Below are 19,089 nucleotides of genomic sequence, written 5' to 3' on the forward strand. Positions count from 1 at the left end.
CTGAACCTGTCTCTTCAGAGCCTGGCAGATTGAACCCTTCTGACTCACTGGATTTACCGTGTTCCATGCTGATATAGCCAAATCACCTAACTCGTTTTTTGTGAGCCTCGCTATATTGTGCTAACATTTGTACCCACAGCAATAAGGGGGCCATGATGGAAACAAGAATACAATTTCGAGTCGATGAGGAAACAAAACGCCTGGCTCAAAAAATGGCTGAAAGTCAGGGGCGCACGATCAGTGATGCATGCCGGGAGTTTACTGAGCAACTGGCGGAACAACAGCGTAAGTTATCCTCCCACGATCAATGGCTAACCCAACAAGTCAATCAGGCATTTGAGAAACTGGACTCTGGAGCAGCGGATTTTGTTGAACACGATAAAACCAAAGACGAGATGGCTAAGCGCAAAGCAAAAATTCGCAATAGAGGCAGCCATTAATGATTTTATGGGAAGAAGAGTCTCTGAATGATCGGGAAAAGATCTTTGAGTTTCTTTACGATTTTAATCCAGAAGCAGCAGAAAAGACTGATCTGATCATTGAAGCGAAAGTCGAAAACTTATTAGAACAACCGCTTATGGGGGGTGAGCGTGAAGGCATCCGTGGCAGATTGCTGATCATTCCGGAAGTATCCATGATTGTTTCATACTGGGTGGATGGTAAAGATATTCGTGTAATGCGAGTTCTTCACCAGAAACAAAAATTCCCAAGTGATCCGGGTTGATGTCTGGGCATATATGAATTGAATAACTATACCGACTCACACTTCAGCTTCATAAGTCGCTAACGCTGGTAGTTCTGCCTTAACTACCCGGTCTTTATCAGTACATTGTTCCCTGCTGGTACATCTCCCTGAACTCTGATAACTGTACCATCTCGTAATGTAGCAGTGCTGGTTCCGTCACCGTTATTGAGGGTAATTGCAACGATGGTTCGCACCCCTTCGGGAATGAGTGATTTAAACTGTTGCCAGATATTGGTGGTAGCCATGACTCTTTATCCTTGTGATTCAGCGGCTTATGCTTGCTATAAAAAGCAATGGCGGGCATTACATCAAAGCCAGGTCGACCAGCAACTTTTCTGCACTCTGTTTTTGTCTCATAAATGCAATGACGTAACCTTTACCGGATTGATCATCGTATCGGTATAAGACTTTAAAGTGTTTCATTAGATTTAACCGACGGTAGTCGTGAATTCCGACCATAGCCAGCTCCGGGCAAACAGGTCTAATGGCAACATCCTGAATCAGCACTGTCGATGTCTCAATCAGCTCAGTCAACAACTGGTTCAAGTCATCCCCACTATAAAATGCGCTCATATACCCTTTGAGCAAGCTCAGGGTCAGAAAGCCGGTTTCAGTGATTTCGACGGTGACAGGCTTACTCATTCCGCAATCTCTTGAGAGCCTCTTCCGGTGACATGGTGTTCCCGTTTCGAATATCTCTCTCAGCACGATTGGCAAGTTTGAGCAGGGCAATTGCCTCATCCCGCATTGAGGCTTCCTTTTCGGAATATATTCGATATACCGGTAAACCATGCTGGGTAATGCGTAATGGGCCGTCCTCCACATCCAGTTTGGCAGCATTCTGTTTCAGGTAGCTTAATGTTTGTGTTTCCATGGATTCTCTCTTTTGTCGGTCTATTAATGGTCTGATTATAGACCACTGCGCCCAGAAGTTCAGGCTATTCTGGGCGAACCGTTAACGTTAAAAATGCCTCTCCAATTCAAGGGACTGGAGGACCGCGCCAGCAGCTGTTGTGCTGATCTTTGCTCTTAAGCACAACGCCCGCCAGTCGCCAGTTGTTTCCTGAATCTCGACTAACCCGAATATTTCATAAACGCTGCTACAGTTCGAATGTTTGATGTTTCTTCGAACAAACATGGTTTGTCAGATTGTAGTAGCGTATTTCTCTGCGGTGACACTGCGTCCCGGCATGGCTTTTTATCAAAAACAGACCGATTTACCTGACCCAGGCGCAATGAACCCCCAATCTCTTTCAGTTGATGCAATAAAACGCCCGATAACTGACTGGCAATTAAAAAGTCGTGTCTGTTATCCCGGTTTGAGAACTGGCAGGGCAGCAAAAGATTCCGTCACTGGTTCCAGCAACACTTTCATTGGAATGCACTTGGCTGAAGCATTTCTGATGGATGTCACGACAAAGCGGGGATTGTCGCCCATCTGATTCACTTCTGCCTTGTAGATGACTCGTGTATCCAGACCTTTCCAGCTCTTCGCCTGATACTGAGCCTCTCCATACACACGCGCCCGGTAGGGTTCCTTCAATTTGTTCGACCGGGCGTATGCTGTACGTGTTTGCAGACAGCGGCGGGCATCAGCCATGCTCTCGTCCGCCATGGGGCGCAAGGCTGTTGGATGACCCGCACCTTTGCCCAGTATGTAATCAGTCGCTTTATCCTGCTCAACAACGCGCATCGGCTCCGGCTGAGCAAAATGGCTGTCTCCCCGGATGATGAGATGTGTTTTCGGCCAGGACTGTCGGATCAGCGTCAAAAGACGTTTAACAATGGCAGCATTTTCTCGTCCTGAGGGTGTTTTACCCGGCCGCATAATGGCGGTAATCAATTTCCCGCTCAAGCCTTCAAAAATCATCAGGGGCAAATAACAGGTATTGCCGTATTTGGTGTTGAACAGGCTGTACTGTTGAGCACCGTGGGTCAGGCTGGCTGTGTGGTCCAGATCAATGACTGCCAGCTTGGGTGGTTTTTTATAGCTGCTGAGAAAATGCTCTGCAAAGGCGTAGGCCAGGTTGTGTATATCCCTGCGGGACACACCCTTCCCGAGTCGTGAAAATGTAGGGGCTGAAGCCAGATGAGTCTCGGCATTCAAAGGGCTGCGACCGACGGCCAGCTTGAACATAGGGTCCTTACGCAAATGGTTGCTATCATTGGCATCCTGATAACCGCAGGCCATTTGTAGCACTCTTTGCGTCAGAAGATCCTGTATGGAATGGTCAATATAGGATTGATGTCGTTTGTCCCGGATTGCTTCTTCCGAAGCTTTTTTGGTCGACCCAATCATATCAGGTGATTGGGCGGAACCTGCTCTTATTTATGAAATATCCGGGTCTAAGCTCGGTGACGTTCTTGCCGGTAACTGTGGCCAGGGTATTCCAAACCGGCACACCAGCCTCGACCAGCTGTCGTATTTCTTTGCCCTGGAGCTTCTCTTTACCCCAGGCTTGCCCCAGTGCCAGACTGATTCTGCGTAGTCTCTCCTGGCTGCCGCCCAGCTTGCTGTTGACATCCACAATGGCTTGCATCGTGCCGTCCATCGGGTCAAGCCCGAAGTTTTTCAGCATGGCAAAGGCTTCAGTTACTTGATCCAGCTGTAGCGGTGTCGCTTTGGTGAATTCCTTGATCCACTCGGTGGCTCGCTCGCCTTCCGCCATGCTGCCCATCACTGCGTTCATCTGAATCTATAGGCGCTCAAACTGGTCACTGGTTTCGAGGACGCCCTGCATGGATTTTTTAAGGGCGTAAAAACCGAGGCTGGCAGCAACCAAATTCCGAATTCTGTTCCCGAGCCCGGCAAAACTTTTGTTCAGCTGGTTGCCTGCTTTGCCCATCTTCTTCATGTCAGCACTGGTGCGCTTGCTGGCGTTCCCCATCTGCTGCAGGTCTTCACTGGTGTTGTCGCTGGCATCACCGACGCTGCGGATGCTTTGGGTTATTTTCTGCAGGGTTCCCTTGGCTAAATCCCGAGCCCGGATAACGATATTCAATACGCTGTTATTGCTGGCCATGTTTTGGGCTTCCTGTGTGGAAAATGGTCAGCATGATGATTTGTTTTAATTTAAAGTAACTGTTCAGCACCCCCACATAAATCTGGAATTTTCTGATTTTTATACCATCCTCTTAAGCACCATTTTTCCACAATATTCGCCAGCATGATTCCAGAACTACCCGCAACTATGTCGGCTGAGATTCTCTTGAAAGAGAATGCAGAGCTGCGGATGAGAGTTGCCTGTCTGGAAGAGCGATGTCGAGAATTGGAAGAAAAGGTTGGCAAGAACAGTCAAAACAGCAGCAAGCCGCCATCGTCTGATGGTTATCAAAAACCTTGTAAAAACAGTAATTCTCCAGATCATTCTGACGACCTTTCCGCAGATAAAGGTACCGATCCATCGGATGAAAAACCCAATCCTAAAAGTCTGAGACAGTCTTCTGGTAATAAAGCCGGTGGAAAGAAAGGGCATCAGGGCACTTGTCTTAAACAGGTCGATATCCCTGACTATATTGAGTACCTTCCGGTTAAAGAATGCAATAAATGTCAGGCGTCTCTTCTTGATAGTGAGCCGGTCAAATATATTGAACGACAGGTGTTTGAACCAGGGAGACCGGGTGAATTTGAAGTAACGGCCCATAGAGCTGAAGTAAAAATCTGCACTTGTGGTTGTCGGAATCAGGCTGAATTCCCGGAAGGTGTTACCGCTGCCGCACAATATGGCTCAGCCACACAGGCTATGGCCGTCTATCTTAACCAATACCATTTCCTGCCTTTTAAGCGCGTGTCAGAGTATTTTAATACTCTCTATAAAATGAGTGTAAGTGCAGGCACTGTCGCCAATTTTGTGGCCAGAACCTATGAAAATCTGGCTTCTACTGAAGAGGTTATTCGTGACGCCTTGCGGGAATCGTCTGTTGCCGGAGCCGATGAAACGGGTATGCGGGCCGAGGGCTCTTTGCACTGGCTACACGTTATGCGGGATGAACAATGGACGCTCTACTACTTGTCTGAAAAGCGAGGTCGTGAGGCCATGGACACGATGGGCATACTGCTAACATTTGCAGGCGTTCTGGTTCATGATCATTGGAAATCCTATTTTGCATATGCGGCAACTCACGTACTTTGCAATGCCCATCACCTGAGGGAGCTTTTGGGTGTTGTTGATAGGGACAGCAATCAACTGGCGTTGCGATTGATGAAGCTACTGAGGCTTTCCTGGCATTACTGCAAGGGCTTTAAGACCATAGGTATGCTACAGATGCCAAGTGTTGTCTGTGAACGAATCGAGAAGATTTATGACCGGTTGCTTCAGCGGGCTCTAATGAAAGAAGTCGTCTATATGGAGAAGCAACGAGAGGAGCTTAAGCGCAAGAAAGTCAAGAATACTAAAGCTTACAATCTCTTCAAACGACTCACTGAGTTCAAGGCTGAGACACTGCGCTTCATGTCAGATTTTACCATTCCCTTCGATAACAATGGCAGTGAGCGGGATGTTCGAATGGCCAAGTTAAAGCAGAAAATCTCAGGCTGCTTCAGGAGTGCAGACGGTGGTTCTATGTTTGCACGGATTCGCAGCTATTTGTCGTCTGCCAGAAAACAGGGAATGGACATATATCAATCACTTCATAGAGCTGTTCGGAATTACTGTAATATGCCTTTGCTCAGTGCTGAATAGTTACCCTGCCTGCTTTAAATTGTAACTGTTCAGCACCCCCACATAAATCTGGAATTTTCTGATTTTTATACCATCCTCTTAAGCACCATTTTTCCACAATATTCGCCAGCATGATTCCAGAACTACCCGCAACTATGTCGGCTGAGATTCTCTTGAAAGAGAATGCAGAGCTGCGGATGAGAGTTGCCTGTCTGGAAGAGCGATGTCGAGAATTGGAAGAAAAGGTTGGCAAGAACAGTCAAAACAGCAGCAAGCCGCCATCGTCTGATGGTTATCAAAAACCTTGTAAAAACAGTAATTCTCCAGATCATTCTGACGACCTTTCCGCAGATAAAGGTACCGATCCATCGGATGAAAAACCCAATCCTAAAAGTCTGAGACAGTCTTCTGGTAATAAAGCCGGTGGAAAGAAAGGGCATCAGGGCACTTGTCTTAAACAGGTCGATATCCCTGACTATATTGAGTACCTTCCGGTTAAAGAATGCAATAAATGTCAGGCGTCTCTTCTTGATAGTGAGCCGGTCAAATATATTGAACGACAGGTGTTTGAACCAGGGAGACCGGGTGAATTTGAAGTAACGGCCTAACGGCCCATAGAGCTGAAGTAAAAATCTGCACTTGTGGTTGTCGGAATCAGGCTGAATTCCCGGAAGGTGTTACCGCTGCCGCACAATATGGCTCAGCCACACAGGCTATGGCCGTCTATCTTAACCAATACCATTTCCTGCCTTTTAAGCGCGTGTCAGAGTATTTTCTCGACTTTAGAGTCTGTATAAAACGATAATTCGGTCAGCTTTTTATAGTGAAGCAAGCCGAAATCAGTGAACTGTTTTTCCAAGTTCGTTATTACTTCCGTTTTTTGCCTAAAAGCCTTTAGTTATGCTGCTTCTGAATTATCCGGTATTAACTGGTCGATCAGATCGCGAAAATTGAACTCATATTTTTGCTTATATCTGTTCCAGCCCTTGCGAATAGAGAACCTCGGAATAATTCCTGAAAGAGCAATTTTCATCATGCCTGCAGTGGTTGTATCCGGGCTTCTCCAGGGTATCCGAGAAATATTCAGACATGCCTGATTTTTACAAACGGTTAATAACTGCAATAATGCATAGCCTGCCATTTTCAAATGCATCCATCGAAGCAGTGTTCGCAATTTCTGCTGCCATAAATGGCAACAGCCAAAAGCATGTTTGAGTTGGTGAAACATTGGCTCTACCGGCCATCTCCGGGAATAGGCACGAAGCACCTCCAGTCCCTCAAGTTCCGGATTGGTCGAGATGAATATTCTGCTTTCGGTCAGACCTTTGTCATTTTCAAAGCGACTCCAGACGACGCGTACTTCACGACCTTTAAGGAATCTGGCGCGACAGATCAGGGTACGATAACGTATTTTGCGAAATTTGCCGTACATCCATACTGTTGCTTTTTCTTCCGGCAGTTTCTTAACCTGTTCTGTCGTCATCTTGATGCCGTACTTTTTTGGGCGCCCTCGCTTCTTTACGGTGGGTGCTGGCGGCAAAGCATAGAGGGCCCGATTTGAAGGTATCTGACCAACAACTTCTATGTTCATTTCCAGAGCTGGCTTTATCAGTGTCCAGTTCATATACCAGCAATCGGTTAGCAGGCGTAGCACTCGATCCTTCACTTCATTGCGTACCACCCTGAGCATGGCCACGGCAATTTTCAGTTTGCTGGTGTTACCTGAAGCTGGTGTCGGAAATGAGATCACCGGTATGGCGGTAAATACTTCATCTGCAGCCCGCTCAAATATGATGGCCAGGGAAACCCAACACTGCCCCCAGATGTACGTCGGCCGATTGCGTTTCTTGCTGTGTTGATGATGTGTACGACAAGCAGGGGCTTTGTCGGAAAACCGTTCGATTACCCAGTCATCAAGCCCCAGGACCACAGGTTGATTCTCAGGAGCTTTGGAGCAGACCAGACGGATCAAGTGGCGTGCCAAGTTCTTCCATTGCCACTTGCCCTGAGATAGCCAGTGGTGGTAGCTGCTCCACACACAATGAAAATCAATTGTTAACAACGCCTGTGTAACAAAGCCGTCGGCTGAAAGCATGCAACCGAACAGCAGTTCGCAGAACGTTGGTACTGCAGTTGATGATAGCGCTCCAGCAAGAAAGGTTGTATATGAAGCGAGCTCCCTGAGGATTACTTGATGATCTGAAGTGAGCATGGCAACCATCTCGAATTTCGTCATTGGGGATGGTTGCTTTTAGCAGATTATGCGCCGGAACTATTGTGCTCTTAAAACTCTAAAGTCGAGTTCTTGATAGTGAGCCGGTCAAATATATTGAACGACAGGTGTTTGAACCAGGGAGACCGGGTGAATTTGAAGTAACGGCCCATAGAGCTGAAGTAAAAATCTGCACTTGTGGTTGTCGGAATCAGGCTGAATTCCCGGAAGGTGTTACCGCTGCCGCACAATATGGCTCAGCCACACAGGCTATGGCCGTCTATCTTAACCAATACCATTTCCTGCCTTTTAAGCGCGTGTCAGAGTATTTTAATACTCTCTATAAAATGAGTGTAAGTGCAGGCACTGTCGCCAATTTTGTGGCCAGAACCTATGAAAATCTGGCTTCTACTGAAGAGGTTATTCGTGACGCCTTGCGGGAATCGTCTGTTGCCGGAGCCGATGAAACGGGTATGCGGGCCGAGGGCTCTTTGCACTGGCTACACGTTATGCGGGATGAACAATGGACGCTCTACTACTTGTCTGAAAAGCGAGGTCGTGAGGCCATGGACACGATGGGCATACTGCTAACATTTGCAGGCGTTCTGGTTCATGATCATTGGAAATCCTATTTTGCATATGCGGCAACTCACGTACTTTGCAATGCCCATCACCTGAGGGAGCTTTTGGGTGTTGTTGATAGGGACAGCAATCAACTGGCGTTGCGATTGATGAAGCTACTGAGGCTTTCCTGGCATTACTGCAAGGGCTTTAAGACCATAGGTATGCTACAGATGCCAAGTGTTGTCTGTGAACGAATCGAGAAGATTTATGACCGGTTGCTTCAGCGGGCTCTAATGAAAGAAGTCGTCTATATGGAGAAGCAACGAGAGGAGCTTAAGCGCAAGAAAGTCAAGAATACTAAAGCTTACAATCTCTTCAAACGACTCACTGAGTTCAAGGCTGAGACACTGCGCTTCATGTCAGATTTTACCATTCCCTTCGATAACAATGGCAGTGAGCGGGATGTTCGAATGGCCAAGTTAAAGCAGAAAATCTCAGGCTGCTTCAGGAGTGCAGACGGTGGTTCTATGTTTGCACGGATTCGCAGCTATTTGTCGTCTGCCAGAAAACAGGGAATGGACATATATCAATCACTTCATAGAGCTGTTCGGAATTACTGTAATATGCCTTTGCTCAGTGCTGAATAGTTACCAGACAAGTAGTAGAGCGTCCATTGTTCATCCCGCATAACGTGTAGCCAGTGCAAAGAGCCCTCGGCCCGCATACCCGTTTCATCGGCTCCGGCAACAGACGATTCCCGCAAGGCGTCACGAATAACCTCTTCAGTAGAAGCCAGATTTTCATAGGTTCTGGCCACAAAATTGGCGACAGTGCCTGCACTTACACTCATTTTATAGAGAGTATTAAAATACTCTGACACGCGCTTAAAAGGCAGGAAATGGTATTGGTTAAGATAGACGGCCATAGCCTGTGTGGCTGAGCCATATTGTGCGGCAGCGGTAACACCTTCCGGGAATTCAGCCTGATTCCGACAACCACAAGTGCAGATTTTTACTTCAGCTCTATGGGCCGTTACTTCAAATTCACCCGGTCTCCCTGGTTCAAACACCTGTCGTTCAATATATTTGACCGGCTCACTATCAAGAAGAGACGCCTGACATTTATTGCATTCTTTAACCGGAAGGTACTCAATATAGTCAGGGATATCGACCTGTTTAAGACAAGTGCCCTGATGCCCTTTCTTTCCACCGGCTTTATTACCAGAAGACTGTCTCAGACTTTTAGGATTGGGTTTTTCATCCGATGGATCGGTACCTTTATCTGCGGAAAGGTCGTCAGAATGATCTGGAGAATTACTGTTTTTACAAGGTTTTTGATAACCATCAGACGATGGCGGCTTGCTGCTGTTTTGACTGTTCTTGCCAACCTTTTCTTCCAATTCTCGACATCGCTCTTCCAGACAGGCAACTCTCATCCGCAGCTCTGCATTCTCTTTCAAGAGAATCTCAGCCGACATAGTTGCGGGTAGTTCTGGAATCATGCTGGCGAATATTGTGGAAAAATGGTGCTTAAGAGGATGGTATAAAAATCAGAAAATTCCAGATTTATGTGGGGGTGCTGAACAGTTACAATAAGTGTATTGAACAATGCACCAACACTTTTATGCACCAACATCATAATGTGCAGCGTGCAACGTACAGCCATTGCCAAATCGGCATGCAATCAGGGAGTTACAGGATGAGTGATGTACTGGAAGAACTGATTAACCTTCTGAAACTGGAACCGATTGAAAACAATATCTTCCGGGGCCAGAGTCAGGATCTTGGCTGGGGTCGGGTGTTCGGTGGCCAGGTGTTAGGGCAGGCTCTGTCTGCAGCAAGGCAGACGGTAGACCCTGAACGTCATATTCACTCCTTTCATAGTTATTTTCTGCGCGAGGGTGATAGCAGCAAGCCGATTGTTTACACTGTTGACTGCATTCGTGATGGCAGAAGCTTCAATACCCGCCGGGTAGTCGCTGTGCAAAATGGCCAGCCCATTTTCAACCTGTCCGCTTCCTTTCAGTTAAACGAAAGTGGTTTTGAACATCAGGACTCGATGCCAAAGGTAATTCCTCCATATGAGGCGCTGAGCGAGAAAACCCTGATTCAAAGGCACAGTGACTTAATTCCCAAGCCTCTGCAACAACGGCTACTCAGCGATACTCCCATTGAGATTCGCTTTGCCGACCCCGTTGATCCACTGGCAGATAAAACCAGGGCTCCAAACCATAAAATATGGATAAGAGCCAATGGCAAACTACCTGACAATCCGGGACTTCAAAAATACCTTCTGGCCTATGCCTCAGATTTTCAGTTCTTAACCACCTGCCTTTATCCCCATGGAGCTGCTACTTTCCAGAAACCCATCCAAATAGCCAGCCTGGACCACGCCATGTGGTTCCACCGACCATTCAGGATGGATGAATGGTTACTGCATTGTGTTGAAAGTACCACTGCCAGCAGTGCCAGAGCGCTGGTCAGAGGTCAGGTATTCAATCAGGCTGGAGTATTGGTGGCGTCTACGATCCAGGAGGGGCTTGTGAGGCCGGTCAGAACTTAAACCGAGGTCTAAAAGCAGAACAAGCTAACTAGTTCTCGTCCAAAAACGCATCAGGCAATCATAATTAGATTGTACGTTCGTTTTGATATTTCCTGAAATTCCAGAGAGCCGCAAAAACTCTTCCCTTTTTTTCTCTAATCTGGGACGGATATTGGAGAAAAACGCGAAAAGCAGGCAGAAAACATCCTCCCACCATGCTGGAAAGGTACTTTCATGTAGCGTGGAGGTGGCTATCAGGATGGTGCCGGGTGTCTGGCCAGAATCACCAGGTTGTAACAGACCACCGATAACCAGCAATGAGAATCAAAACGCTCAGAACCCTTGCAGTGGCAACGTGATAGCCCAAAACATCTCTTTAGCCACGAAATTCCCGCTTCAATACCTGCCCGGAAGCGAAAGAGCGTTTTATACACATACTGACTTTTAGTCATCTCTTCGACTTCAAGTCCGCGCTTCTTATTAAAAGCTACATCGCTGATTCCCATGGCCTTGGCTTTTTCCAAATTAGCGCGACACGCGTATCCGCCGTCACCGCTTGTCTGGCGAGGTACACGACCATAAATTTCTTTTTGTCTTTCCATCATCGGAATGAATTGGTCCGAATCCGCTGGGTTACCTTCCTCAATAACCAGGTCCAGGATCAATCGACTTTTTCCCTGAACCAGGTTCAGTTTATGGCCATACTGTACTTGCCGCCTGTCTTTTACGATGATATCCGTATGGGGTTCATACAGGCTAACCACTTTTTCCTGGGCTGGCACCTTTTCACCCTTAAAGACCCTGCGCTCTGTCTGGGAGACTATTGCATCCACCAGGGGTAACAGGTGATCCACATCGGCCTGCCACTTGTCGGCATCATCAGCCAGGAGACACTGCCCCTGCTGACGGGCGTTTGCTAGCGTGACAGTAGCTTCGATAAGTACCTTCCGGGATTTTCGGGTCAACTGCAGCAGTTTTTTATAATGCTGATGCCGCTCTTCTTTGCCAGCGTAGATGCATTTTCTGGCCGCATCTTTTACGGCTCGGTTGTGATGGGTATATTCATAAAGCGGTGTCGCTGTCAGTGTTTGTCCCCGTTCCAGCAGCCGACAAATTTCTTTAACGGAACTGGCTAAAAGATCACTGTCGCAAGGAGGTTTGATATCCGATTCGGTGACTGTGCTGTCAATAGCCACAGTGCGCCCTTTTTCAATACCCTGATCTTTAGCGGTCATTAGCTGACAGTTATTAATCCGTTCCCATGTAGATGCAGTAAGAAGGCTGATGAGCCCATGCAAACTGGAGCGACTGGGGCGCTGGTTTGGTTCGAGGCGACAAAAGTCTCGAAAGAGCATGGAGTCCATCAAAACAAACGACAAGTAGTCATAATCACAATTCAAATACTGTTTCAGGAGTGCCGCACGAAGAACGGATTCTGCTGATAGTCCGTTCCGCCCAGTGTTCTGTTTATCACCAGAACTTAAGTCCTCATAAATCCAGTCATTGAACTGTGGATGGGCGTCAAGCCATTGCGAGATACCGGAAAGCTGGGAGCAGATTTCATGAGGTACGTAATGGAGTTCCATACTACACTGCGGGTTGCGTTTTTTGCGCATTTGGAGTCCTCTGTTTTTGGCAATCCCTTATGTTTCTTGCTCTTGGGAAGTTTAGTCGCCAGATAGCAGTAGGGCTCCACTTAATTTTTCAGGATAAAATCTACAGTTTTCAATTGGTTGTGTTTTTGGACGAGAACTAGCTACCTGGTTTCTGGGTATCTATCTCGTCACCCAGAATAAAGCGGGGATTTCTTGCCTGACGCTTCATCGACAACTTGGCATTTCCTACAATGCCGCATTGCGCATGAAACACAAACTCATGCAGGTCATGATGGAAAGAGATAACAGCTGGCAGTTGAGTGGTTTTGTTCAGATTGATGACGCCTATTGGGGCGGAGAGCGCCACGGAGGCCGCCGGGGCAGAGGCTCAGAGAACAAAGCCCCCTTCGTGGCCGCAGTTCAGACAGATGCTGATAACCACCCTATCTACATGAAGTTCAATGCCGTTGATAACTTCCGGCGAAAAACCATTCAGGAGTGGGCAGAACATGCCCTGAAAAAGGGTGTCCGGGCCGTCAGCGATGGCTTGTCCTGTTTCCGGGGTATTGAAGATGCCGGATGCCAGCACACAGCCATCATTACCGGTGGTGGGCATGCATCCATGGAGAATGAGTTGTTCACCTGGGTAAATACCATGCTGGGAAACGTGAAAACAGCGATTACCGGTACTTACCATAAGCTCGACCCCAAGCATCTGGGCCGTTATCTATCAGAGTTCAACTATCGGTTTAACCGGCGTTTTGATATGCCTTCAATGATCTCAAGGCTAGGTCGGGCTGCAGTCAATACAGCACCGATGCCGGATCGACTTCTCAAACTGCCAGACGTCCAGTGGAAACCGGGTTAGCCATCAACCGATAATTGAAAGTCAGTTGACGTATTAATATCATTATTTCGAATGATGATGTGGGTCTTTGCTTGTTCGGAGCGGTTATGAAACCGAATTTAGTTGATAATCTGGAGAACAAGCCGTCATGATGCCTGCTCCACCGGTAATACTGGAGAGGTTCTATTATTTCTTTACCGGGTTATAGACATAAAGAATGAAAAGCTGCACGTATATTCTTAAATTATCTTTCCCTGTGTCATGACGTACGATCAGTGGTAATCAGGTAAACTTTTACCAGTCCGGCAGGCTTCAAGACCACCAATCAGTCCCTGCCCTTGCTGATCGGTGGGTTCTTTTCCCGGGGGGGCTCACCATCAGGGATGCAAACAGGTATATGGCGGGCTGAGCAGTGGACAGTGGTAATTGGCACGATAGTAAATCTCTTACCCGGAAGGTTAAAATTCCCGCAAAACCCCATTAATCTGAAGCAGATCATTACGTTCGGCTGTCATAAGACCACTGTAAATATCTCCCTGATGCAACCAATGGATTTAATCCAGCCAGGGGAAAAAACCATCATAAGGAAATACTGTGAGCTTTTCTTTTCTGTTTAAGCCCGTTGTCGTTAAATTGAGGCAATACATACCCTGCGTTTTTTTACTATCTCAAGTTACGCACCTTGCTGAAAATCAGCCATTATTGGTGGCATGAAAAATGATCTCATAGAACTTTATTCTGACTACCTGTTGTCGTCGTCTGGGAAGACCACTGCAACGGGAGTGTCAGAGCTTTTGGATAATGTCTACAGTCATGACCAATTCACCCGATTGCTTTCAAACAATGAGTTTACCAGTCGTGACTTATGGCTTTACGTTAAACCCGTCGTGCGACAGGTTGAGTGCAGTGATGGGGTTTTGATCTTTGACGATACGATTCAGGAAAAGCAGTTCAGCAAAGAGAATGCCCTGAACACCTGGCATTTTGATCATACAAAAAATCGCACCGTGAAAGGTATAAATCTGCTCAATGCACACTACCATGCCGGAGATGCGTCGATTCCTGTCGCCTATAAATTGATCGAGAAAACCATCCTGTACACCGACTTGAAGACAAAAAAGGTAAGACGATATGCAGAGCAAACCAAAAATGAAATGATGCGGGAGATGCTGATGATTTGCTGCCATAACCAGCTTATGTTCCGCTATGTCCTTGCAGATAGCTGGTTTTGCTCAACGACAATATGATGTTTATTCGACACGACTGTAATAAACATTTCCTGATGGCGATGAAGTCAAACCGCAAGGTATCCCTCAGTCTGGACGACAAATTACAAGGCCGTTCACAGCGTATAGATACTGTTGATTTTTCAGAAGATAAGCCTGTACAAGGGTGGATAGCAGGTGTCGATTTCCCTGTTCTGCTATACCGTCAGGTCTTTAAAAACAAAGACGGAAGCACAGGCATTCTCTATCTGGTTTGCAGCGATCTTGACTGTGATGCCGAGACTCTCAAGGCAATCTACGAGAAACGGTGGAAAGTCGAGGTCTTCCATAAAACGCTGAAATCGAATGCGTCAATGGCCAAGTCACCGGCGCATACTGTGAGAACACAGAGTAATCATATCTTTCTTTCAATTTACTCAGCCTTCAGGTTGGAAGTATTGTCATTGAAAGTAAATCTGAATCACTTTCAGCTCAGAGCCAAAATCTATATGGCAGGGCTGAAAGCTTCGTTGGGGCAGCTGAGAGAGCTGTTAGCTGCGTAACTTCAGTTACTATTTTCTATAATCCCGGTTTTAAGCCAGGCATCCAGTTCTGCCGTCATACTGCAATACCACCACGTCAGTAATGAAACCCCGGGAATAACCAGCGTCACCCCTGAGACATTTGAGAACCACATCAACTTTCTTGCTGAGAATAAGTTCAATGTGATGCCGTTGGTCGATGTGGTTAAGGCGCTTCGCAATAAAGAAGCCTTACCGGAAAGGTAACTGTTCAGCACCCCCACATAAATCTGGAATTTTCTGATTTTTATACCATCCTCTTAAGCACCATTTTTCCACAATATTCGCCAGCATGATTCCAGAACTACCCGCAACTATGTCGGCTGAGATTCTCTTGAAAGAGAATGCAGAGCTGCGGATGAGAGTTGCCTGTCTGGAAGAGCGATGTCGAGAATTGGAAGAAAAGGTTGGCAAGAACAGTCAAAACAGCAGCAAGCCGCCATCGTCTGATGGTTATCAAAAACCTTGTAAAAACAGTAATTCTCCAGATCATTCTGACGACCTTTCCGCAGATAAAGGTACCGATCCATCGGATGAAAAACCCAATCCTAAAAGTCTGAGACAGTCTTCTGGTAATAAAGCCGGTGGAAAGAAAGGGCATCAGGGCACTTGTCTTAAACAGGTCGATATCCCTGACTATATTGAGTACCTTCCGGTTAAAGAATGCAATAAATGTCAGGCGTCTCTTCTTGATAGTGAGCCGGTCAAATATATTGAACGACAGGTGTTTGAACCAGGGAGACCGGGTGAATTTGAAGTAACGGCCCATAGAGCTGAAGTAAAAATCTGCACTTGTGGTTGTCGGAATCAGGCTGAATTCCCGGAAGGTGTTACCGCTGCCGCACAATATGGCTCAGCCACACAGGCTATGGCCGTCTATCTTAACCAATACCATTTCCTGCCTTTTAAGCGCGTGTCAGAGTATTTTAATACTCTCTATAAAATGAGTGTAAGTGCAGGCACTGTCGCCAATTTTGTGGCCAGAACCTATGAAAATCTGGCTTCTACTGAAGAGGTTATTCGTGACGCCTTGCGGGAATCGTCTGTTGCCGGAGCCGATGAAACGGGTATGCGGGCCGAGGGCTCTTTGCACTGGCTACACGTTATGCGGGATGAACAATGGACGCTCTACTACTTGTCTGAAAAGCGAGGTCGTGAGGCCATGGACACGATGGGCATACTGCTAACATTTGCAGGCGTTCTGGTTCATGATCATTGGAAATCCTATTTTGCATATGCGGCAACTCACGTACTTTGCAATGCCCATCACCTGAGGGAGCTTTTGGGTGTTGTTGATAGGGACAGCAATCAACTGGCGTTGCGATTGATGAAGCTACTGAGGCTTTCCTGGCATTACTGCAAGGGCTTTAAGACCATAGGTATGCTACAGATGCCAAGTGTTGTCTGTGAACGAATCGAGAAGATTTATGACCGGTTGCTTCAGCGGGCTCTAATGAAAGAAGTCGTCTATATGGAGAAGCAACGAGAGGAGCTTAAGCGCAAGAAAGTCAAGAATACTAAAGCTTACAATCTCTTCAAACGACTCACTGAGTTCAAGGCTAAGACACTGCGCTTCATGTCAGATTTTACCATTCCCTTCGATAACAATGGCAGTGAGCGGGATGTTCGAATGGCCAAGTGTAACTATTCAGCACTGAGCAAAGGCATATTACAGTAATTCCGAACAGCTCTATGAAGTGATTGATATATGTCCATTCCCTGTTTTCTGGCAGACGACAAATAGCTGCGAATCCGTGCAAACATAGAACCACCGTCTGCACTCCTGAAGCAGCCTGAGATTTTCTGCTTTAACTTGGCCATTCGAACATCCCGCTCACTGCCATTGTTATCGAAGGGAATGGTAAAATCTGACATGAAGCGCAGTGTCTCAGCCTTGAACTCAGTGAGTCGTTTGAAGAGATTGTAAGCTTTAGTATTCTTGACTTTCTTGCGCTTAAGCTCCTCTCGTTGCTTCTCCATATAGACGACTTCTTTCATTAGAGCCCGCTGAAGCAACCGGTCATAAATCTTCTCGATTCGTTCACAGACAACACTTGGCATCTGTAGCATACCTATGGTCTTAAAGCCCTTGCAGTAATGCCAGGAAAGCCTCAGTAGCTTCATCAATCGCAACGCCAGTTGATTGCTGTCCCTATCAACAACACCCAAAAGCTCCCTCAGGTGATGGGCATTGCAAAGTACGTGAGTTGCCGCATATGCAAAATAGGATTTCCAATGATCATGAACCAGAACGCCTGCAAATGTTAGCAGTATGCCCATCGTGTCCATGGCCTCACGACCTCGCTTTTCAGACAAGTAGTAGAGCGTCCATTGTTCATCCCGCATAACGTGTAGCCAGTGCAAAGAGCCCTCGGCCCGCATACCCGTTTCATCGGCTCCGGCAACAGACGATTCCCGCAAGGCGTCACGAATAACCTCTTCAGTAGAAGCCAGATTTTCATAGGTTCTGGCCACAAAATTGGCGACAGTGCCTGCACTTACACTCATTTTATAGAGAGTATTAAAATACTCTGACACGCGCTTAAAAGGCAGGAAATGGTATTGGTTAAGATAGACGGCCATAGCCTGTGTGGCTGAGCCATATTGTGCGGCAGCGGTAACACCTTCCGGGAATTCAGCCTGATTCCGACAACCACAAGTGCAGATTTTTACTTCAGCTCTATGGGCCGTTACTTCAAATTCACCCGGTCTCCCTGGTTCAAACACCTGTCGTTCAATATATTTGACCGGCTCACTATCAAGAAGAGACGCCTGACATTTATTGCATTCTTTAACCGGAAGGTACTCAATATAGTCAGGGATATCGACCTGTTTAAGACAAGTGCCCTGATGCCCTTTCTTTCCACCGGCTTTATTACCAGAAGACTGTCTCAGACTTTTAGGATTGGGTTTTTCATCCGATGGATCGGTACCTTTATCTGCGGAAAGGTCGTCAGAATGATCTGGAGAATTACTGTTTTTACAAGGTTTTTGATAACCATCAGACGATGGCGGCTTGCTGCTGTTTTGACTGTTCTTGCCAACCTTTTCTTCCAATTCTCGACATCGCTCTTCCAGACAGGCAACTCTCATCCGCAGCTCTGCATTCTCTTTCAAGAGAATCTCAGCCGACATAGTTGCGGGTAGTTCTGGAATCATGCTGGCGAATATTGTGGAAAAATGGTGCTTAAGAGGATGGTATAAAAATCAGAAAATTCCAGATTTATGTGGGGGTGCTGAACAGTTACCCGGAAAGAACGGTTGCCATCACGTTTGACGATGCCTATCTGAGCATCTATACCAATGCATTTCCAATACTCAGGGAGCAGGGTTTTCCATTTACTATTTTTGTGACGCCAACACCGGTGGATAAAAACTATCAGAAGTTCCTCAGCTGGGAGCAACTGCTGGAAATGACTGAAGCAGGTGCCACCCTGGCCAACCACACCATGAACCACGCCCACAGCGTAGAAAGATTGCCAGGGGAAACCAAAACACAGTGGCTTTCCCGGTTCAGCGAGGATCTGGAAACGACCGAAGCCAGAATCCAGGAAAAAACCGGTCACAGTGTTAAGATGTTTGCCTGGACTTTTGGCGAAACCACCCCGGAACTCAGGGCAAAACTGGACGAAATGGGTTATGTAGGCTTTGGTCAGCAGTCCGGAGCTGCCAGTGACTATTCTGACTTCACCCGCCTGCCCCGTTTTCCCATGGCGGGTAGGTATGGGGTGAATGACTTTGCCATTAAAGTCAATAGCAAAGCCCTGCCAGTGACTAGCCAAAGCCCGGACTCATCACTGATCACTCGGGATAACCTTAAGCCCGAACTGGAGCTGACCCTGGCCGAAGGGGATTACCAGAAAAAGCAGCTCAGGTGCTATGCCTCCGGCCAGGGTGAACTGAAGGTAACCTGGCTAAATGAGGAGATGACTCGTCTCAGGATACAAGCCAATAAACCATTACCAGTGGGCCGAACACGCTATAACTGTACTGCTCCATCCAACAATGGCCAACATTACTACTGGTATTCCCATGCATGGCTCAGATTGACCGATGACGGTAAAGCACTGGATTAAAAAAGCCAAATGGTCAGTGGCTTATTTTGAGATGCTCAAACAGGCAACCTGCAGGCACTGCA

At 47.0% G+C, this 19,089-nt stretch carries 21 protein-coding genes and 1 pseudogene; 10 read left to right on the forward strand and 12 right to left on the reverse strand.

Annotated elements, in window-relative coordinates; genetic code table 11:
- The first annotated feature begins 155 nt into the window (after positions 1 to 155).
- Together MJO57_RS06640 and MJO57_RS06645 are read left to right on the forward strand one after the other, a co-directional pair.
- Positions 156 to 440, forward strand: a complete 285-nt coding sequence (locus MJO57_RS06640) for a type II toxin-antitoxin system RelB/DinJ family antitoxin (protein ID WP_252026968.1) — start codon at positions 156 to 158, stop codon at positions 438 to 440.
- Positions 440 to 724, forward strand: coding sequence for a type II toxin-antitoxin system RelE/ParE family toxin (locus MJO57_RS06645; protein WP_252023914.1), 285 nt, complete (start codon positions 440 to 442; stop codon positions 722 to 724). Before MJO57_RS06640 ends, MJO57_RS06645 begins: the two co-directional genes overlap by 1 nt.
- A gap of 83 nt (positions 725 to 807) precedes the next feature.
- Here MJO57_RS06645 and MJO57_RS06650 read toward each other — a convergent pair whose 3' ends face one another.
- From MJO57_RS06650 to MJO57_RS06675, 6 genes are all read right to left on the reverse strand, one after another.
- Positions 808 to 990, reverse strand: a complete 183-nt coding sequence (locus MJO57_RS06650; RefSeq protein WP_252023916.1) for a hypothetical protein — start codon at positions 988 to 990, stop codon at positions 808 to 810.
- A gap of 58 nt (positions 991 to 1,048) precedes the next feature.
- The gene (locus tag MJO57_RS06655) at positions 1,049 to 1,387 is read right to left on the reverse strand and encodes a hypothetical protein (protein ID WP_252023917.1); all 339 of its coding nucleotides are present in this window, start codon (positions 1,385 to 1,387) and stop codon (positions 1,049 to 1,051) included.
- Complete coding sequence (locus MJO57_RS06660) at positions 1,380 to 1,619, reverse strand: type II toxin-antitoxin system Phd/YefM family antitoxin (RefSeq protein ID WP_252023919.1); 240 nt, start codon at positions 1,617 to 1,619, stop codon at positions 1,380 to 1,382. Before MJO57_RS06660 ends, MJO57_RS06655 begins: the two co-directional genes overlap by 8 nt.
- Positions 1,620 to 2,054: 435 nt before the next feature.
- Positions 2,055 to 3,044 (reverse strand): IS1380 family transposase, encoded by a 990-nt coding sequence (locus MJO57_RS06665; RefSeq protein ID WP_252023921.1) that lies wholly within the window; start codon positions 3,042 to 3,044, stop codon positions 2,055 to 2,057.
- Between the two features lies 1 nt (position 3,045).
- A complete protein-coding gene (locus tag MJO57_RS06670; protein WP_256493240.1) occupies positions 3,046 to 3,435 on the reverse strand; it encodes a tape measure protein in 390 nt (129 codons plus the stop codon).
- 6 nt (positions 3,436 to 3,441) lie between these two features.
- Entirely contained in the window at positions 3,442 to 3,768 is a 327-nt protein-coding gene (locus tag MJO57_RS06675) for a hypothetical protein (RefSeq protein ID WP_252023925.1), read from the reverse strand.
- Between the two features lie 144 nt (positions 3,769 to 3,912).
- On the opposite strand from MJO57_RS06675, the gene MJO57_RS06680 reads away from it, so the two are divergent.
- The gene (locus tag MJO57_RS06680) at positions 3,913 to 5,427 is read left to right on the forward strand and encodes an IS66 family transposase (RefSeq protein ID WP_252017330.1); all 1,515 of its coding nucleotides are present in this window, start codon (positions 3,913 to 3,915) and stop codon (positions 5,425 to 5,427) included.
- Here the strand turns inward: MJO57_RS06680 and MJO57_RS32660 are convergent.
- Positions 5,414 to 5,539, reverse strand: a complete 126-nt coding sequence (locus MJO57_RS32660; protein WP_256493241.1) for a hypothetical protein — start codon at positions 5,537 to 5,539, stop codon at positions 5,414 to 5,416. The two genes, MJO57_RS06680 and MJO57_RS32660, sit on opposite strands and share 14 nt — an antisense overlap.
- Here MJO57_RS32660 and MJO57_RS06685 point away from each other — a divergent pair.
- Positions 5,538 to 6,014, forward strand: coding sequence for a DUF6444 domain-containing protein (locus MJO57_RS06685; protein ID WP_252021348.1), 477 nt, complete (start codon positions 5,538 to 5,540; stop codon positions 6,012 to 6,014). The two genes, MJO57_RS32660 and MJO57_RS06685, sit on opposite strands and share 2 nt — an antisense overlap.
- 290 nt (positions 6,015 to 6,304) lie before the next feature.
- Here the strand turns inward: MJO57_RS06685 and MJO57_RS06690 are convergent, their stop codons facing one another.
- Complete coding sequence (locus tag MJO57_RS06690; protein ID WP_252017304.1) at positions 6,305 to 7,642, reverse strand: transposase; 1,338 nt, start codon at positions 7,640 to 7,642, stop codon at positions 6,305 to 6,307.
- 104 nt (positions 7,643 to 7,746) lie between these two features.
- Here MJO57_RS06690 and MJO57_RS06695 point away from each other — a divergent pair, with 104 nt between their 5' ends.
- Entirely contained in the window at positions 7,747 to 8,829 is a 1,083-nt protein-coding gene (locus MJO57_RS06695) for an IS66 family transposase (RefSeq protein WP_252019955.1), read from the forward strand.
- On the opposite strand, the gene MJO57_RS06700 is transcribed toward MJO57_RS06695, so the two are convergent.
- Positions 8,796 to 9,683 carry a transposase gene (locus tag MJO57_RS06700; RefSeq protein WP_252023927.1) on the reverse strand — a complete coding sequence of 296 codons (888 nt, stop codon included), beginning with the start codon at positions 9,681 to 9,683 and terminating at the stop codon, positions 8,796 to 8,798. The two genes, MJO57_RS06695 and MJO57_RS06700, sit on opposite strands and share 34 nt — an antisense overlap.
- A gap of 197 nt (positions 9,684 to 9,880) precedes the next feature.
- On the opposite strand from MJO57_RS06700, the gene tesB reads away from it, so the two are divergent.
- Positions 9,881 to 10,744, forward strand: a complete 864-nt coding sequence (gene tesB / locus MJO57_RS06705) for an acyl-CoA thioesterase II (RefSeq protein WP_371924866.1) — start codon at positions 9,881 to 9,883, stop codon at positions 10,742 to 10,744.
- A 233-nt stretch (positions 10,745 to 10,977) separates the two neighbouring features.
- Here tesB and MJO57_RS06710 read toward each other — a convergent pair whose 3' ends face one another.
- Positions 10,978 to 12,339, reverse strand: a complete 1,362-nt coding sequence (locus MJO57_RS06710) for an ISNCY family transposase (RefSeq protein ID WP_252017318.1) — start codon at positions 12,337 to 12,339, stop codon at positions 10,978 to 10,980.
- A 112-nt stretch (positions 12,340 to 12,451) separates the two neighbouring features.
- Between MJO57_RS06710 and MJO57_RS06715 the strand changes: the two genes are divergently transcribed.
- Both MJO57_RS06715 and MJO57_RS06720 read left to right on the forward strand, forming a co-directional pair.
- The gene (locus MJO57_RS06715) at positions 12,452 to 13,186 is read left to right on the forward strand and encodes an IS1595 family transposase (protein ID WP_256493322.1); all 735 of its coding nucleotides are present in this window, start codon (positions 12,452 to 12,454) and stop codon (positions 13,184 to 13,186) included.
- A 689-nt stretch (positions 13,187 to 13,875) separates the two neighbouring features.
- Positions 13,876 to 14,933: pseudogene (locus MJO57_RS06720) on the forward strand (transposase).
- 2 nt (positions 14,934 to 14,935) lie between these two features.
- On the opposite strand, the gene MJO57_RS06725 reads toward MJO57_RS06720, so the two are convergent.
- Complete coding sequence (locus MJO57_RS06725) at positions 14,936 to 15,169, reverse strand: hypothetical protein (protein WP_252023931.1); 234 nt, start codon at positions 15,167 to 15,169, stop codon at positions 14,936 to 14,938.
- Positions 15,170 to 15,243: 74 nt separating this feature from the next.
- On the opposite strand from MJO57_RS06725, the gene MJO57_RS06730 reads away from it, so the two are divergent.
- Positions 15,244 to 16,629 carry an IS66 family transposase gene (locus tag MJO57_RS06730; protein ID WP_252019953.1) on the forward strand — a complete coding sequence of 462 codons (1,386 nt, stop codon included), beginning with the start codon at positions 15,244 to 15,246 and terminating at the stop codon, positions 16,627 to 16,629.
- Here MJO57_RS06730 and MJO57_RS06735 read toward each other — a convergent pair.
- Positions 16,596 to 18,110, reverse strand: coding sequence for an IS66 family transposase (locus tag MJO57_RS06735; protein ID WP_252017330.1), 1,515 nt, complete (start codon positions 18,108 to 18,110; stop codon positions 16,596 to 16,598). The genes MJO57_RS06730 and MJO57_RS06735 overlap by 34 nt on opposite strands.
- Positions 18,111 to 18,184: 74 nt before the next feature.
- On the opposite strand from MJO57_RS06735, the gene MJO57_RS06740 reads away from it, so the two are divergent.
- Complete coding sequence (locus MJO57_RS06740; protein ID WP_252023933.1) at positions 18,185 to 19,027, forward strand: polysaccharide deacetylase family protein; 843 nt, start codon at positions 18,185 to 18,187, stop codon at positions 19,025 to 19,027.
- Positions 19,028 to 19,089 lie beyond the last annotated feature (62 nt).

It is taken from the genome of Endozoicomonas sp. SCSIO W0465 (assembly GCF_023716865.1).
Taxonomy (GTDB): domain Bacteria; phylum Pseudomonadota; class Gammaproteobacteria; order Pseudomonadales; family Endozoicomonadaceae; genus Endozoicomonas.